Below are 18,731 nucleotides of genomic sequence, written 5' to 3' on the forward strand. Positions count from 1 at the left end.
AAAAAAATAAGAAAATGCTGTCATCTGTCACATGGTTAGATGCAAGTGCTTGATAATGCATGAGTTATTATGTGATAGCATGATGTGATAGCAGTGTGACGACAACTGTTGCTGTCACATTGTGTATGCTTACGGGAAAAGAATTGTTTCCTTATTTGAAACCATAGTTTCAACGGTGAGAAACCATAGTTTCAGCAGTGGGAAACTGTAGTTTCAAAGGCTTGAAACTTTAGTTTCTATTGCTTGAAACTCTTGTTTCCGAAGCATGAAACTCCCTGTTTCATACGGTGAAACCAAAAGTTTCAAGGCATGGAACCATTGGTTTCGCCGTATGAATCAATTATCTCATAGGCAAGAGCAGGGTAGGAACTACCGGATACTGTTCAATAAGTCCACTTTTCCTTCGTTGACAAGTTTCAGGATTAACTCCCCGAACAGTGTATTCTGCCATGCAAACCAGGAGCGGGTGAAGTTTTTCGGGTCATTTTTATGGAAGGACTCGTGCATGAAACCTGTTCCGGCATCCGTGTCCATCAGCATTTTGATGCAAGTCTTGATTTCCGCATCGTTCTGGCTGGTGAACGCTTTCATCATAATGCTCATCGGCCAAATCATGTCATATCCGATATGCGGGCCACCGATACCCTCTCCGGCAGTACCTTTGAAGAAGTAAGGATTATCCTCACTCCATACGAATTTGCGGGTATTCTGATAAATCGGGTCGTTCACTTTTACGTCTCCCAGATAAGGCAAGGCGATAAGGCTCGGCACATTGGCATCATCCATTAACAGTTGATTACCGAAACCATCCACCTCGAAAGCATAGATTTTACCATATTTCGGGTGATTGTAAATTGCATACTTTTTCAGGGCCTTTTCCACTTCGTCTGCAAGAACTGTGCATTCTTTGGCTAAATCCGGCTTTTTATTGACCGTAGTCAGAATCTCGGCAGCTTTGCGAAGAGAAGTGACAGCGAAGAAGTTGGACGGAACAAGGAACTGGAAAGTTGTGGCATCGTCGGAAGGGCGGAAAGCGGAAGCAATCAGCCCGACAGGCTTCACAGGATTACCCCAGCCGTCGTTTGTCATTGTGTCGAGCGCACGTTCCGTTTTGCGTTGGAAGCGATAAGGACCTTTGGCGTCGTCCTTGCGTTGCTGCTCCTTGAACGTTTTCAGTACGTTGGCGATGGCTGCGAGCCATTCGTCGGAAAATACACTGGCGTCTCCCGTCGTTTTCCAGTAATGATAAGCCAGACGGATAGGATAGCAGAGCGAGTCGATTTCCCATTTGCGCTCATGCAGTTCGGGCTTCATGGCAGTGAGGTCGCTCATCCATTCGCCTCCTTCGGAGTTCATATTGAAGGCATTGGCGTACGGGTCGATGTTGATACACTTGAACTGGCGGTTGATGACGCCGGCGAGCATCTTTTTCAGTTCCGGATCTTTGTTGGCAAGTTGCACATAAGGCCATACTTGTGCACCGGAGTCGCGAAGCCACATGGCATGAATATCGCCCGTATAAACAAATGTATCGTCCTTGCCGTCGAAATGGACGGTCGTGTCCAGCGTGTTCGGGAAACAGTTCTCGAACATCCACGCCAGCCGGGCGTTAGTCAGCAGTTGCTTGATGTGCGCAATCTGTTGCTCTACGGCTTGCGAGACGAACAGGCGTTTCGCTGCTTCCGGGCGGTTCGTCCGATAGTTGTTGACTTTGGTATTATCTTGTCGGATGATAAAATCACTGCTCTCCATAGCCTGTATGTTGGCTGTGCCCAAGAGTGCCATGGATAAGCAAAAGGCTTTAGTAATATTCATGGTAATAGTTTTTAATTGATTAAATTTCGGCAAATAATTCGATGAGACAAGCATTGTCGAGCAGCCATTTATACTGCTCTTCGTTGTGTCCCGACCAATCCCGGCCTAATAGTCCGTTTTCGTCCCGGTAACTTTCCCAGGCATGCACGGCATTGTCTGCCATGGCATCGACATACGTCGGATTCTTGTCGACTTTATACAAGGCCTTCAGTCCTCTGAATAAAATCACGTTGAACCACGCCATGTCTTTATGCACCTTGACTGCCGGGTCTTTCTTGTCGGCTTTTGTACGGAAAAATGCGTCTGTTCCTGCGGCTGTCTGTTGTGCGTCGCGCAAGTACTGTTCGTCCCCTGTTTCCTCGTAAAGCAATACGCCCGCTTGAATCATCTGTCCGCTGTTGTAGGCATATTTGTCTTTGGAGATGTCTCCTTTCAGGTTGATATTGTCCCAGTAAAGGTGGTCGTCAGGGTCGCACAGATGCTTTTTCGTCCAGGCATAAGTCTCTTTCGCCTTTTCCAGATACCTGGCGTCTTTTGTCAGCCGGTACAGTTTGACACCGAGCACTGTCGACGGGGCGTTGGAACAAGTATGCTTCGCCTCTTTCTGCTGTTCGCACCAGAAGATGCCTCCCCCCATTTCATCGCTCCATCCGCTGTAAATATATTGATACAGTGCGACGGCTTTCTTCAAATAAGCAGGCTTGTGCGTCAATTGGTAGTAGTCGCAGTAATCCAGTGCAATCCAGATGTTGTCGTCATAATAACGTCCGTGCTGCCCATACTTGGCAGGATACGACTGGTAGCAGGCTGGCAGGCGGCTTTCGTCCCAATACTGCTCCATTCCCGGAAGAATCCGCTTTTCGAGTATCTTTTTGTACTTTTTATTTCCCGTAGCTTTGTATAGCGCCACACAGCCCGACATCATCCCGGAATACGGCCATAGGAAAGACGCTTTCAGCGTTCCGTTCTGTTGCGTACCGCCTGCCAGATAAGTGATTTTCTGGTCGGGATTGACGGGATACGTTTCTGTCAGTAGCCCGTCATTTGTCTGATACAGATTCAAGACATTATATAGAATCGAGTCGGCAATAGAAAGATAGCGGGCATTTCCCGGAGTCTTTCCTACTGCGGAAGTAAGGCAAAATAATATACAGGCTGCAAAACATATATTTCTCATAGGAGTATCGGAGTTGGGAATTGAAACTTTCAGGTTATTAGTGAAAAGTGTCAGCCGAATGACGGATAGACGGCACACGGCTGACAAATATTATTTCTGTTGCCGCTCGTCAAACTCCAGTTCCACCTTCACGGGAAAATGGTCGGAAGGCGTGCGTGCCTGGTAAGCCTTGATGTCGATTTCTTCCGGACAGTCGTTCGCCTGTTTCTTCTCGCCGTTTCCTACGATGCTGCGGTATGTATCCGTCAGTACGCCGTATCTTTTCACGTGGAAAGACGGCGACACGAACACATGGTCGATACGGCTTTCCGTAAAGCTGTCCGGGTCGAAGTCATTGAACGTACCGTTGATGGCATAGCGGAAATCACACTTCTCGTAAGAGTCGCACAATACCCCTTTGCTCACGAAAGCATCATACGACTGGTGAGTCTGGTCGACATTGAAATCCCCCGTCAGGATAGCCGGAAGGTCTTTGCCTTTGCCGAGTTCCTTCATCTTGTCCTGTACGAGGAATGCGCTTTCCACGCGTGCCTTCTTTCCTATGTGATCCATGTGCAGGTTGAAGAAAAGGAACTCGAAACCGGTGTCCTTGCATTTGAAATGTCCCCAACTGCAAATACGCGGCAGTACGGCATCCCAACCTTTGCTCGGCACGTCGGGAGTTTCCGACAACCAGAAATCGCCTTTCTCTATCACGTCGAACTTGTCCGTACGATAGAAAATAGCAGAATGTTCACCTTTCTCCTTGCCGTCGTCGCGGCCTACACCGATATAGTCATAGCCGGGCAATGCCTCTTTCATGTCCTTCAGTTGATGAATGAAGCACTCCTGCGTGCCGAAAATGTCGAAATCGTGGTATTGCACCATTTGGGCAATGACCGGATAACGTTGTCCCCAACCGTTTCCGTTGACGGAGTCGCTGCCGTTGGCGTTTCTCAGATTGTAGGAGGCAACGGTGATGGAAGTAGGCTGATAGTTACTTTGGCAACCGCAAAAGACTATCGCGACAATAGCAATAAATAAAAGGCTTTTAAGTTTCATGTTTTTATAGTTTGTTTGATAGATAATTCTCAGACTTCAAAAGTACGATATTTTATTCAAATGAAAGAGAGTAGGGAGCATCTTTTTCAGTGGTTCCCCGTTGTTTGTCGGGTACAGGGCTCATCCGGAATTGGATATTCGCGCCTCGCGTCAACTGGTCGTGTGTAAGATAATTGCGTGAGTACGGCTTTCCGTTCACTTTCATTTCCTTGATGTAGCAGTGGTCGGGCTGGTTGTTATCCGATTTGATAGTGACTGTTTTCCCGTTCTCCAGATGCAGTTTGGCTGATTTGAAGAGAGGAGAGCCTACGACATACTCGTCGGTTCCCGGACAAACAGTGTAGAAGCCTAAGGCGGAGAATACATACCAGGCAGAAGTCTGACCGTTGTCCTCGTCACCGCAATAACCGTCCGGTGCGGCGGTATACAGCTTGTCCATTATTTCGCGTACCCGGTACTGGGTTTTCCAAGGCTCGCCGGAATAGTTGTAAAGATAAACCATGTGCTGAATCGGCTGGTTGCCGTGTGCATATTGTCCCATGTTCATCACCTGCATCTCGCGCATTTCGTGAATCATGCCGCGGCTTTCCATTCCCAGCTTGCCCGGAATTACGAATACGGAATCCATCATGGTATTGAATTCTTTCTTGCCGCCCATCAGGTCGATAAGCCCTTGCGGGTCGTGGAATACACAGAAACTCCAGTGCCAACTGTTACCTTCGCAAAATTCGCCGCTCCAGTCTACCGCGTCGAAGTTGGGGTTGAATACACCTTTATCGTCCTTGCCCACCATCAGTTTGCGTTCCGGGTGATAGACATTCTTGTAGTTCTGTGCGCGCTTTTTATAAATCTCGATTTCGTCGGCCGGTTTACCCAGTTTCTTGCCTAATGCATAGATAGTCCAGTCGTTATAAGCGTATTCGAGGGTGCGGGCTACGTTCTGCCCGATTCCGATGTTGTTGGCTACATAGCCCAGTTGGTTGTAGGACTCATAACCGAGACGGCCGGAAGCAGTCCCGCGGAGATGCGCGTTCGTTCCGTGTTTCAACGCTTCCCAAAGAGTTTCGATGTCATATCCGCGCAAACCTTTGATATAGGCGTCCGCTACAACGGAAGCCGAGTTGTTGCCTACCATGCAGTCGCGGTGTCCCGGTGTCGCCCATTCGGGCAGGAAGCCGCTTTCCTTGTAAGCGTTCACCAGTCCTTCCTGCATCTTCCGGTTCATTGACGGATACATCAGGTTGAGGAAAGGAAACAGACAGCGGAATGTATCCCAGAATCCGGTGTCGGTAAACATATACCCCGGAAGTACTTTGCCGTTGTAAGGGCTGTAATGCATCACTTGTCCCTTCGCGTCTATTTCGTAGAAACTGCGCGGGAAGAGCATCGAACGGTACAGGCAGGAGTAGAACGTGCGCAGGTTGTCGATGTTGTCGTCTTCTATCTCTACCTTGCCCATTTCACGGTTCCATATGTTTCGTCCGCTGCTCACCAGTTGGTCGAAAGTCTTGTTGCCTAGCTCTTTCAGGTTCAGTTCCGCCTGTTCGGGGCTGATAAAAGAAGAGGCGACACGGGCGTGGACGATTTCTCCTTTTTTCGTGGCGAATCCGATGACAGCTCCCGTATGGTTCCCCTTCGCTTCCGTTTCATTAGGGAGAATCCTGTTTTCCGAAACGGTGGAAGTAAACGTAAACGGCTTGTCGAACTGCACTACAAAGTAGTTCTTGAAGTTTTCGGGCACACCGCCGCTGTTCTTTGTCGAATAGCCGATAATCTTGTTCTCTTCGGGAATCACTTTGATGTAAGAACCTTTGTCGAAGGCATCTAGGATGACATAGGAATTCTTCGTTTCGGGATACGTAAAGCGAAACATGGCTGCACGTTCGGTGGGAACGAGCTCGGTAGTCACGTCATGGTCGGCTAGATACACCTTGTAATAATAAGGCTTGGCGACTTCCGCCTTGTGAGAGAACCAACTGGCGCGCCGGTCCTGGTCGAATACCAGTCCGCCGGTAATGGGCATGATGGCAAACTGGCCGTAGTCGTTCATCCACGGGCTGGGTTGGTGCGTCTGCTTGAATCCCCGGATTTTGTCGGCATTGTACGTATATGCCCAGCCGTCTCCCATTTTACCGGTCTGCGGTGTCCAGAAATTCATTCCCCACGGCAGTGCCGTAGCCGGATACGTATTTCCGGTGGACAGTTCGAACTTGGATTGGGTGCCTACCAATGTGCTGACATAGTCCACCGGATTCTTTACGGCGGAAGATTGCAGGGTGTACAACACGGCACTTCCAAGAAATAACAAGTGTTTAAATGAAAAATGTGCTTTCATGAACAAATGAATTTATTGATTTGATAATAATTTCTACGACGAAAATAGGGAGAAAAGGAATGTGCTTCCACGAATAGAAAAGCAAAAATGCCTGATGGCGCTAATGTTAACCATTATGGCGTGGAACTTAACTTATATTCCTGCCAGAAAAAAGCACGAAATATTTTTTTGTTTACCTTTGCCATACATCAAATCTAAGAATGACACGCCATGAATAGACAACCGTTTTTTATCTTTGTTTTAATCCTTAATCTGTTGATACATACGGCTTCCGCCTATAACCTGAAGCAGATTGCAGATAAGGAATATATGTCTAACAGTTCGATTACATCTCTGTGCCAGGACGAACGCGGGCTGATGTGGATAGGTACTTGCGACGGACTGAATATATACGACGGACAGGAAATCGAAGAGTTTAAAACACGTGACAAGGAAGATTACTTATCCGGTAATCTAATTGACAATATTGTATATACCGGTGACGAAATTTACTGGATTCAAACCTACTACGGACTGAACCGGCTGGACAGGCGAACCAACACGATTACGCACTACAATGAGTTTCAGAAACTCTTCTTTATGAACAAGGATACCAATGGCAATCTGTTTATTATCCAGGACAGCAACTGCATCTATTATTATCATAAGAAAGAGGGGGCTTTCAGGAAAATAAATATTACGGGTATTCCCATCTCGGACATCGTAGACTTTTTTATCGACGGCAACAACCGTATGTGGGTAGTGATGAAAGGGTACAACCGTTGTTATGACATACAGCAGGAGTCCGCCTCGGGAGACATCACTTTGCTGCCGCAGAAAACCAGCCTGATTTATCAGACTTCACTGATTTACTGCTTCAATGATGAGCAATCTCTTTATTACATCGACAAGGACTATAACTTCTACGCTTTCCATATCCCGACCAAAAAGAATGAGTTTATCGCCAATCTGGGCAAAGAGATACAGGCACGCGGCAAAATTTCTTCCATTGTTCATTATCACGACAGCTTCTTTGTCGGTTTTCTGATGGACGGCATTCTGTTATTGGAGAAGCAGAAGGGAACGAATACCTATCAGATTCAGCCGTTGCCTGTCAACAGTGGCGTGTTTTGTCTCAAGAAAGACCGTTTTCAGGATATTGTGTGGATAGGTACGGACGGACAAGGTGTTTATCTTTATTCCACCCCTCTCTATTCTATCAAATCAACGGTGCTCAGCAATTACAGCGAGAAGATAGAACGCCCCGTACGTGCCCTTTATCTTGATGAAGACCGTACTTTCTGGGTAGGCACAAAGGGAAACGGCATCTTGAAAATCTATGATTACGAGGTTGATAAGAGCATTTCCGACTGTCGTGCGGAGACGCTGACCACTTCCAACAGTGCATTGGGAAGCAACGCCGTCTATTGTTTTGCCAAAAGTCACCGGAATCTTCTTTGGATAGGCGATGAAGAAGGGCTGAGCTATTATTCGTACAAGGAAAAACGTGTCAGGAATATCCCTATCCGGGTAGCTAACGAAGACTTCAAATATATACACGATATTTACGAAACGGCGGACTCCGAACTATGGCTGGCAAGTGTAGGAATGGGAGTCTTGAAAGCCCGTATTGCCGGAACACCGGATAATCCGGTCATCGTAGATGCCCAGCGTTATGTCATCAACGATGGCGAACTGGGCTCGAACTACTTCTTTACTATCTATGCGGAAGACGAATCCCGTCTGCTCTTTGGCAATAAAGGATATGGGGTGTTCCGCTTCAACAAGACAACGAACGGACTGGAGCCTGTATCTACTCATAAATATGAGAACATGACGCTGAACAATATTCTCGCCATCAGCAAGGATAGCAGTAACAATTATCTTTTCGGCACGAGCTACGGGCTGATAAAATATACCTCGGAGACTTCTTACCAACTTTTTAATGCGAAGAATGGCTTCCTGAACAACACGATTCATGCCATTCTCAAAAACTCATCCGATAACTTCTGGTTAAGTACCAACCTGGGACTAATTAACTTCGATACCCGCCGGAATGTATTCCGTTCGTATGGTTTCGGTGACGGGCTGAAAGTGGTGGAGTTCAGTGACGGAGCCGCTTACCGCGATCCTCGGACGGGTACATTGTTCTTCGGCGGCATCAACGGTTTTGTTGCCATCCGTGCGGACGGTCGTCCCGAACAGCTTTATACACCGCCCGTCTATTTTGATAAATTATCCATCTTTGGCGAACAATATAACTTGGGCGAATTTCTCACCCGGAAAAAGGATACGGAGGTGCTGAACCTGCAGTACAATCAAAACTTCTTTTCTGTCTCCTTTGCTTCGGTGGATTATCTGAATGGTAACAACTGCACCTATTTCTATAAGCTGAAAGGTTTGAGCGACCAATGGGTGAACAACGGTTCGGAGAGCGGAGTGTCTTTTACGAATATGGCTCCCGGCGAATATACGCTGCTGGTGAAATACTATAATAGTGTCTTTGATAAAGAGAGTGATGTCTACTCTTTGGTCATCCGTATCGGCGACCCGTGGTATGCTTCCTGGTGGGCTTATCTGATTTATACCTTGTGCCTGCTTTTGCTGGCTGCCTTGCTGATACGTTCCTTTATCCTGCGCTCCAAACGCAAGAAGCAGGAATTGCTGAACGAAATAGAGAAACGTCATCAAAAGAATGTCTTTGAATCCAAACTCCGCTTCTTTACAAATATCGCTCATGAATTTTGCACGCCGTTGACTTTGATTTACGGCCCTTGCGGACGCATCCTTTCGTCCAACGGACTGAGCAAGTTTGTGGTAGACTACGTACAGATGATTCAGACCAATGCCGAGCGTCTGAATAACCTGATTCATGAACTGATTGAATTCCGCCGTATCGAGACGGGCAACAGGGAAGTGCGTATTGAAACGTTAAATGTATCGTCCATCGTAAAAGGAATAGCCAGAACCTTTGTCGAAATGGCGAAATCGAGAAATATTACTTTCCTGAGCAAGATTCCCGAACAGGTGATGTGGAACTCGGACAAAGGCTTCCTGAATACAATCATTATCAATCTGATTTCGAATGCATTCAAATATACTCCCGACGGGCAAAGCATTAAGATTGAAGTGGATACGGCTGAGGAAGGTGTATTGGTGCTCCGGGTAGCCAATGAAGGAAGTGCCATCAAGGAAAAAGATTTCCAGCATATCTTCAACCGCTATTCTATCCTGGATAACTTTGAAAATCAGGATGAGAAGAACTTCTCCCGTAATGGATTGGGGCTTGCCATCTCCTACAATATGGCGAAGTTGCTGAACGGCACGTTGAAAGTGGAAAATACGCCTGACGGATGGGTGATGTTCACATTGACCTTGCCTGTCATGGAGCCGACTACCGGAGCAACGGCAACAAAGCGGATTACTTCGGAATATATTCCGAAGATAGACACACAGCCTGTTCTGAAACTTCCTCATTATGAGTTTGATAAGATGCGTCCTACCTTGTTGGTGGTTGATGATGAAATAGAAATGTTGTGGTTTATCGGTGAAATCTTCTCCGGTGACTTTAATGTAGTAACCCTGCAGGACCCTGAGCGGGTGGAACAGGTGATGAACGAAGTTTATCCGAATGTGATAATCTGTGATGTCATGATGCCGGGAATCGGTGGCATTGAACTGACCAGGCGGATTAAGGCGGTGAAAGAGACGGCACATATACCTATCATCATAGTTTCCGGACGACATGAGATGGAAGAGCAGATGGCGGCTCTCTCGGCAGGTGCGGAGATGTATATCACGAAACCGTTTAATGCGGAATATCTCCGCATATCGGTGGGGCAGGTGATGGAGCGTAAGGAAGTGCTGAAAAACTATTTCAGTTCGCCCATCAGTTCCTTTGAGAAGTCGGACGGCAAGCTGACACATAAGGAATCGAAGAAATTCCTCCAGTCTGTCTTGAAGATTATCAATGATAATATAACGAATAAGGAACTGACCCCGCGTTATATCGCCGACCGGCTGGCAATCAGCCCGCGTAGCCTTTACCGGAAAATGGAAGAAATCGGTGAAGATAGTCCGACGGATCTGATAAAGGAATGTCGTTTGCATATCGCCAAGGATTTGCTGCTGACGACTAAAAAGACTATTGATGAAATAGTATTCGATTCAGGGTTCTCCAATAAGGTAACTTTCTTCAAAGTGTTCCGTGAAAAGTACGAGTGCACGCCAAAAGAATTTCGGATGAAACATTTGGAAGAGGTTCGGCAATAGGCTGTAGCGGGGGATTTTCCGAGAAAAAGAAGAAGTAAATATCCGTGTTAATATGGTAAGTATCCGTGCCAAAAAGTAAAAAAGTAGAGTTTGATTTCTTTTGGTAGAGTTTAGTGATTTTATCTTTGCTTCATCGAAAATTTAAGTAGATAAAATCGAAAGTATTAATTTATTAATCTTTAATCTAATGAAAAGGAAACTTAGTTTTTTATTCCTGTCAGCATTGGCCCTTCCATTTTTTATGGTTTCGTGCAGTGATGATAAAGAAGAACAGGAGGTGAAGCCGGCAACTGACTTGGTGGTCGATAATAATTCGGTGACACTACTGCAAGGAGACGAAATTACGGTAGGTATTACTTCCGGTAATGGAGATTATTATGTGAAACCATTTGATGAAAGTATAGCGACAGCTACGGTCAGTGGTAATAAAGTAACAATTAAAGCTACGGAGAATAGCCGGCTTGAAGAAAATAACCGCATCGAAACAACTGTATTAGTAGTAGACGGACGCAAGAAAGTGGCTAGGATTCAGGTTCAGGTAGCCAAACTCTGGGACTTGACGGCAGATGTACCGGAAGAAGGCTTCGATTTGTTTATCGGTGAAAAAAGAATGGTGAAAATCCTGACTGGTAATGGTAATTATGAGATTTCCATTCCCGAAGGTGCCGACAAGTATATCGAAGTGGGCGAACTCTCCGGTCAGGTATTCCCCGTAACTGCCAAATTTGAAACAGGAGCAGAACCTGTCGAAATTACGATTACTGATAAAAAAGGTAAGACGGTAGTTATTCCTGTGGTAGTAAATATCGTTGACTTGACGCTGAAAGCCAACGAAGCGGTTTTTGCGGAGCCGGATGCCGAGTCTCAGTATATCGAGATTGAAAAAGGGAATGGTGGATATAGCTTTACTTATCAGGTGGGAGACGGCGAACCGACTACGGAGGCTACCGTTGTAGAAGCTACCGAGAAAGAGAATCTGATTACACTGAAGCCGAAAGCAAGAGGGGATGTAAAGGTGATTGTGACCGACCAGAAAGGTTCGTCAAAAGAAATTGCGGTAAAGGTAAATCCGTATGAAATCAAGTTGGAAGATAATGCGACTTCATTAACTATCAACGGATTTGATAATTCAAAAGAGATTGCAATTTCCCGTGGTAACGGTGAATATCAGTTAGCGCCATTGACGGATGATAATAGGAAGTACTTGAAATCAGCGGAAATAGATGAAAACGGTCATCTGAAAATTGAAGCTAACTGGCTGGGAACTACTACGCTTATAATTACGGATGCTGCCGGGAAGAAGTTGGACTTACCGGTTACTGTCATGCCGATGGCAACCTTACTCGACTCTGACCGTTGCTTTAAGATTGACATCAAGAAATTTGTAGAAGGTAACCAGGCTTTGGATAATATGCAACAACTTACTTTTGAGATGGTATTTTATCCGACATACTCACGTGCTTTGCAGTCGTTTATCGGGTTGGAAGGTGTTTTCCTGCTTCGTTGCGAATCCAATGGGGATACTGATTTGCGCTTTGAAATAGCTACCAAAATCCATAAAGATCCCAATAACTTGAATGGGGATAAATACAATGACCCCCGTTTCCGCAGTCAGCAGAAAATGGGCAATGACCGTCAGGGAAACGGGAAATGGTATCATATCGCTATTGTGTTTGATGGAACACAGGGCAGTACAAAGGAGGCTTACAAGATGTATATCAATGGTGTGCGTGAAACGCTGACTCCTGCAAGCAGTGATTATGAAGATGTACGGCCCGATCCGTATTTGGTTCTTTCTTCCGTATCCGGTGATAACGCCTTGATGATTGGACGTTCGGGTAATAGTGAATTCCGTTTGGGATATTGTGCCGTTGCTCAGGCGCGTATGTGGAAAGTTGCCCGTACTGCAGAGCAGATAAAAGAGGATATGTGTAAATACTACTCTCAGGAAGAAGCTAAGGCGAATACTGATTTATTGGGCTATTGGATACCGTCTAATGGTGTTGGTGATATCAGTGTTTTCAAGAACTATGGTTCTGCAGGCGACGGATTGGATGCAGTGGTTTATAACAACGGTAAGAGTATAAGTCCTGTCACTTTCCCTGACCGCTACAAACGAGTGGAATGTCCTCATTCATACTAAAAACAAGGAATACAATAATATGAGAAACAATATGATTACAAAGAACCTAATCAAATTTGCCCTGCTGTTTTTTCTTATCGGAGTGACGGCTTGTGACAATGAACTGAATCCGGGATTCGACCCGGACGATTATGAAGCGATTGTTCCGCCTGAACCAGTACGTACGATGGACGCTATGGCTAGCGGTGAACGAGTGGTGCTTTCGGGAGCTTCACTGACGGACATCATCCTGAAATGGACGCCTACTGAGAAACACGGTAATACAGTATATCGTTACGAAGTGCTGATTGATACGATTGGCGGGGATTTTACGGAGCCGGTAGAAACTATCTTTTCCGACAATAACGGCTTGGAACCTCAGCTTACCTTGACGCATTATCAGGCAAATACGATTGGCAAACTTGCCAAGTTCCGTTGCAACACAAACGGAACACTACGTTGGAAAGTACGTGCCTACTGTGGATTGGATCAGGCAATCAGTAGCCTGGAAGGTTATTTCGTAATATTTATGATGGACGGCATTGACGATATGCCTTCGGAGAATGAACCGGTTTATATCACAGGTATCGGTACGGAAGATGACGGGGACGAAGCGGAAGCGTTGCAGATGCTCCGGCAGAACGAAGGAATTTATCAGACTTTCGTTCAGTTGAAAGCAGACCAGCCGTTTATCTTTATGTCAACGGTAGAGGGACGCAGATGCTATTACTATGTAGACGACAATGGCGTGTTGCGCGAACGCAATGACGGTGAAGAGTATACGGTGACCGTTCCGAAGTCCGGCATTTACCGTATTACTATCAATATGGGTGAACAAACCATCAGTTATGATGAAATAGGAGCAGTCTATCTCTATAACCATTCGGGCGGATACCGGCAGAACTTCGACTACTTGGGATATGGCAAGTGGGGCGTGAAGAATTATACTGCACGGAAACAGACAGAAAGTTGGGCAGGAAGCGGTGAAACCCGTCATAGCTTTAAGATGGAAATCAACGGGACGACTTATCGTTGGGGACATAAGGAGAAAGATAAGAGTCAGCCCAACTTGGCTACCGATGCCGGCTATTACAACTTGTATCAATTGGCGTTGGGTACCGATCCTTGGGATTACAGTTTCCGTTATTGTGACGAACTGCTTCAGTGGGGCGCAATACAGGGAAATGTGTATTATGCAACGGTAAAAACAGATGTTACCCTTTATTTCAATGCTGAATTTGGAGTCTATACTCATCGTTGGGTGGCTTCGGAAACCAATGAAGATTAAAACTGAATAATAATATGAAGAACTATATAGTATCATTTTCAAAAAAGGCTTTGCTCTTGGGCGGTGTTACGTTAACCATGTTCGCTGCTTGCGACGACGGCGAATTGAGTGACATCTACAAAGGGAGTTCATCCGGCGAATATGTGTCGGATGTAAACTGGACGGATGCTGCCAATACAAGTACAGAAACTTACATCAAATATTTCTTTGAGAATGCCGGCGGACGGGATACTTTCTGCGGAAGCATTTATTGGGAAAAACCGAATACACCGGAAACCGGAGAACCTACAAGTACAGGGGGCAGCGGCGGATGGTCGCAGGGACATGCGCTGGATATAGTCATCGACGCTTATATCCGTCATGCAGACGATCCTGCTTATCAGGCCGATTTGTATGAGAACATAATGAAACCGTTCCTTCCGGCTTTTGACGACTGGAATGAGCATTGCGGTTATGGTGGCAAGGACTTCTGGAATAACTTCTATGATGATATGGAGTGGATGGCATTGGCTTGCCTGCGGGTGTACGAGCTGACGGGCGACGAAGACTATTACAGTGCCTTGATGAAAATGTGGGATCATATCAAGGGAGCCAAGAATGACTATAAAGGAGTAGGCGGCATGGCATGGAAAACGGATGCGCCGGCTTCACGTATGGCTTGTTCAAATGGCCCCGGTTGTCTTTTGGCTATGAAACTGTACAAGCTGACTGTCAAAGAAGCGAAAGAGGGATGGGAGGATAAGGCGGCTTATTATCTCAACTTTGCCAAAGAGGTGTACAACTGGATGACTGCTTATCTGTGTGACACGTCGACCGGACAGGTATATGATAACTTGGGAATCAAGGATGACGGCACTCCGGGTGACCCGGATAAAGTGGCTCTGTCTTACAATCAGGGAACATTCATGGCATCTGCTCTGGCACTCTACAATGCCACCGGTGAGGAGGAATATCTCCGTAACGCTGTTGCTTTCGGTTCTTATCAGGTGAATAAGAAAATGGATTCCAATTATCCGGTATTCAGCGGGGAGGGTAATTCCGGTGATAATCTTTTGTTCCGGGGAATCTTTGTCCGTTATTTCCTGGATATGGTGAAACAACCTGTCAGCAGTGTTTATCCGGAAAAGACCAGGAATAAGTTTATTGCCGCATTACGGAGTTGCTCCGATGTACTTTGGACACTGGCACATCCGGAAGGATATTATGTATGGGAATACGATTGGGCGAAAGCTCCGAAGTTCGGCAATCGCGATAACAGGGAAGACCGCCTGACGATTTCTTTGAACGCAGAGGTTCCCGGAGCGACAATGATCGAGATTCGTGCCCGTTATGAGGACTGGGTACAGGGCAAGGCTTCCGAAGAGGCCAACTGGGTTGGCCCGGAATTTGGGAAGAAAGCAGGGGAATAAGATTGATTCATTACACATAGAAAATCGAAAATAAAAATGATACATATAAAAAGAAATATTTGTCTGATGGCTGTTTCTTGCGCTTTGCTGGCAGGTATCCCTGTACAAAGTATGGCGCAGACAGGCAGAGCTGCAAGGACACAGGCTTCGCAAAACAATAAGATAACGATATCGGGTACGGTATTGGATAAGACGACAAATGACCCGTTGATTGGTGTGTCTGTTGTGGTAAAAGGAGTAGCCAATGCGGGAACGATTACGGATATGGATGGTAAGTTTACGTTGAAGTTGCCATACGCGGAAGCTCCGCTGGTATTTTCTTACTTGGGTTATCAGCCGCAGGAAATTGTTCCCGGTGCCAAGAAAGACTTGACGGTCTTATTACAGGAAGATACGAAAGCCTTGCAGGAAGTTGTGGTGGTAGGTTACACCAAGCAACGCAAGGAAACGATGGTCGGCTCGGTAGCTACCATTACAACGAAAGACTTGACGCAAAGTCCGACCGCCAATATCAACAATGCACTTGCCGGACGTCTGCCGGGATTGGTTGTGAACCAATATGCGGGTGGTGAGCCGGGTGTTGACCAAAGTGAATTGTTCATCCGTGGTAAAGCTACTTACGGCAATCAGAGTGCTATTGTCATTGTTGACGGAATCGAACGCGACATGAGTTATCTGGCTCCGGACGAGATTGAAACATTCACTATTCTGAAGGATGCTTCCGCGACTGCCGCTTACGGTATCCGTGGCGCGAACGGTGTAATCGTGATCACAACCAAACGTGGTAAGGCCGCCGAGAAAGCAACTGTAAACCTGAAAGCCTCTGTCGGTATCAACCAACCTATCGGATTCCCCGAATATTTGGGCTCTGCCGATTATGCTACCTTATATAATGAAGCGCGACTGAATGACGCCAAGATGACAGGCGCAGACATTAGCAGCCTGAATCTTTTCTCTCAACAGGCTATCGACAACTTCCGCCGTGCAAAAGGCGACAACTCTGACGGGCTGGGGTATGACTGGGATTATTATGATTTCGCCTTCAAACCGGGTATGCAGGAAGATGTCAGCCTTTCTATCCGTGGAGGTACGGACAAGGTGCGTTACTATGTGCTGGCTAATTATTTTTCACAGGGCGGTAACTACAAATATTCGAATGCCGGTGAATATAATTCGCAGACCAGATTTACCCGTTACAACTTCCGTTCGAATATTGACATTAATATTAACCGCTATCTGAGTACACGTCTCGACCTGGGTGCCCGTATTACCGACCGTAATGCACCGGGTACTACTGCCGGGCGACTGATGACTATCTGTGCTACGCAACCGCCGTATCTGCCTATCTTGGTAGAGGAGAACTCGCATCCGCAGAATGAAGAATATATTCAGCAGAACTCCCGGGGCATGCTGTATGGTGACAACATCTATCGCTATAATATATTAGGTGAGCTGAGCCGTACCGGTTATCTGAATGAGAAGAATACCTATCTGAACGGTAGCTTTGCCATGAACCTGGATATGGGATTCCTGACAAAAGGGCTGAAAGCGGAAGTGATGTTTTCTTATGATGCTTCCGAAGGACGCTGGATCAACCGCAAGCTGGATACTTATAAGGACGGATACCGTGAATATCCGAAATATGCAACGTTTATGCCGATTGAAGGTTCGGATGCCTATATGGCGGGCGGACATTATACCGGTGCTTACAAGACAGGTAATAAATACGACATCGACCAGACTATCGGCAACGGATTCAGCCATAATGCTTCCGACGGACGGACGTATATACAGGCACGTGTGGACTACAACCGTTTGTTCAACGACCGTCACGAACTGACAGCGATGTTGCTGGCAAACCGTGGCAACCGTACTGTTAATAATGAACTGGCTTATCATAGCCAGGGTATCACCGGACGTTTTGCCTATTATTATAATCAGAAGTACCTGATGGAGTTCAACTTCGGTTACAATGGTTCCGAGAACTTCGCTCCGGGCAAACGTTACGGATTTTTCCCCGCAGGTTCTATCGGCTGGGTGATTTCGGAAGAGTCTTTTATGAAGAAGGCTTCCTGGATCGACTTCTTGAAGGTAAGGGCTTCTTATGGTTTGGTAGGTAGTGACAACGTGAGCAGCCGTTTCCCTTATTTAGCTTTCTACGGTAGTGGTAGCAGCTATGATTTCGGCAATAATTTCGGAACGAACGTGGGTGGTACTTCCGAAGGAAACCTGGCAAATGAAAGCCTGACTTGGGAGAAAGCCCGCAAGTTGAATGTAGGTATTGACTTTACTACCTTGAACCAGCGTTTGGCATTGACTGTCGATGCTTTCTATGAATATCGGTTCGATATTATTACGGATATGAATAGTGACGGTATCATGGGATATCCGGACATTGTAGGTAAGGATGCGGCTTTACAGAATTTGGGTGAGGTCAGCAACCGTGGTGTGGACATCGAATTGAGCTGGAACGACAAGATAGGAAAGAATTTCCGTTATTATATTCGTCCGAATCTGACCTTCTCCCGCAACCGCCTGGAATATAAGGCGGAAGTAGCCCGTAAGAACTCCTGGCGTAAAGAAACGGGCAAGCGCCTGTATGAGAACTTTGTCTATGTATTCGACCACTTTGTGGCCGATCAGGAAGAGGCCGACCGCTTGAATAAAATCGGTTATCAGCCATGGGGGCAGTTAATTCCGGGAGATGTCGTTTACAAGGATTTGGATCGCAATGGGGTGATTGACGATGAAGACCGTACGGCTATGGGAAATCCGCGTAGCCCGGAGCTTATGTTCGGTATTCCTTTCGGATTCCAGTATAAGAATTTCGACTTTAGTGTATTGTTGCAGGGAGCCACCAAAACATCTATCCTGTTGAATGGGGCTGCTGTATTTGACTTCCCGCAGTTCGAGCAAGATAAGATCGGGCGTGTGAAGAAGATGCATCTCGACCGTTGGACACCGGAAACGGCTGCTACGGCAAAATATCCGGCTTTGCACTACGGAACGCATGATAACAATAAGAATGGAAACAGCAGCCTGTTCCTGTATGACGCTTCCTACCTTCGTCTGAAGAATGTGGAAATCGGTTATAATGTATCGCCTAACTGGTTGCGTAAGTTCCATGTACAGCAGGCACGTATCTATGTGCAGGGCTTGAATCTGTTGACTTTTGATAAACTGGGTGATGTGGACATCGACCCGGAAACGAAGTCTGGTGACGGTGCTTCCTGGTATCCGATTCAAAAGGTATTCAACTTCGGTATTGATATTACATTCTAAAAACAGTATAG

The 18,731-nt window shown here is 46.3% G+C and carries 9 protein-coding genes; 5 read left to right on the forward strand and 4 right to left on the reverse strand.

The features are described from left to right. Window positions 1-369 precede the first annotated feature (369 nt). The 4 genes from RDN93_RS12955 to RDN93_RS12970 form a co-directional block, all read right to left on the reverse strand. Window positions 370-1,815 (reverse strand): glycoside hydrolase family 125 protein, encoded by a 1,446-nt coding sequence (locus RDN93_RS12955; RefSeq protein ID WP_148332231.1) that lies wholly within the window; start codon window positions 1,813-1,815, stop codon window positions 370-372. A gap of 19 nt (window positions 1,816-1,834) precedes the next feature. Continuing rightward, window positions 1,835-2,992, reverse strand: coding sequence for a glycoside hydrolase family 76 protein (locus RDN93_RS12960; RefSeq protein WP_308745926.1), 1,158 nt, complete (start codon window positions 2,990-2,992; stop codon window positions 1,835-1,837). A 90-nt stretch (window positions 2,993-3,082) separates the two neighbouring features. Continuing rightward, entirely contained in the window at window positions 3,083-4,033 is a 951-nt protein-coding gene (locus tag RDN93_RS12965; protein ID WP_148332227.1) for an endonuclease/exonuclease/phosphatase family protein, read from the reverse strand. Between the two features lie 52 nt (window positions 4,034-4,085). Next, entirely contained in the window at window positions 4,086-6,368 is a 2,283-nt protein-coding gene (locus tag RDN93_RS12970) for a GH92 family glycosyl hydrolase (protein ID WP_303872587.1), read from the reverse strand. A 210-nt stretch (window positions 6,369-6,578) separates the two neighbouring features. Here RDN93_RS12970 and RDN93_RS12975 point away from each other — a divergent pair, with 210 nt between their 5' ends. From RDN93_RS12975 to RDN93_RS12995, 5 genes are all read left to right on the forward strand, one after another. After that, window positions 6,579-10,619: a response regulator gene (locus tag RDN93_RS12975; protein WP_288109494.1), complete on the forward strand. Its 4,041-nt coding sequence runs from the start codon at window positions 6,579-6,581 to the stop codon at window positions 10,617-10,619. Between the two features lie 187 nt (window positions 10,620-10,806). Further along, entirely contained in the window at window positions 10,807-12,762 is a 1,956-nt protein-coding gene (locus RDN93_RS12980) for a LamG-like jellyroll fold domain-containing protein (protein ID WP_308745927.1), read from the forward strand. Between the two features lie 19 nt (window positions 12,763-12,781). Beyond that, complete coding sequence (locus RDN93_RS12985) at window positions 12,782-14,029, forward strand: SusE domain-containing protein (RefSeq protein WP_175630890.1); 1,248 nt, start codon at window positions 12,782-12,784, stop codon at window positions 14,027-14,029. Between the two features lie 14 nt (window positions 14,030-14,043). Further along, window positions 14,044-15,438 (forward strand): glycoside hydrolase family 76 protein, encoded by a 1,395-nt coding sequence (locus RDN93_RS12990; RefSeq protein WP_175630891.1) that lies wholly within the window; start codon window positions 14,044-14,046, stop codon window positions 15,436-15,438. A 36-nt stretch (window positions 15,439-15,474) separates the two neighbouring features. Continuing rightward, window positions 15,475-18,720, forward strand: coding sequence for a TonB-dependent receptor (locus RDN93_RS12995; protein WP_172503570.1), 3,246 nt, complete (start codon window positions 15,475-15,477; stop codon window positions 18,718-18,720). The last annotated feature ends 11 nt before the right edge of the window (window positions 18,721-18,731 follow it).

The organism is uncultured Bacteroides sp. (genome assembly GCF_902491285.1).
In the GTDB taxonomy this organism is placed as follows: Bacteria; Bacteroidota; Bacteroidia; order Bacteroidales; family Bacteroidaceae; genus Bacteroides.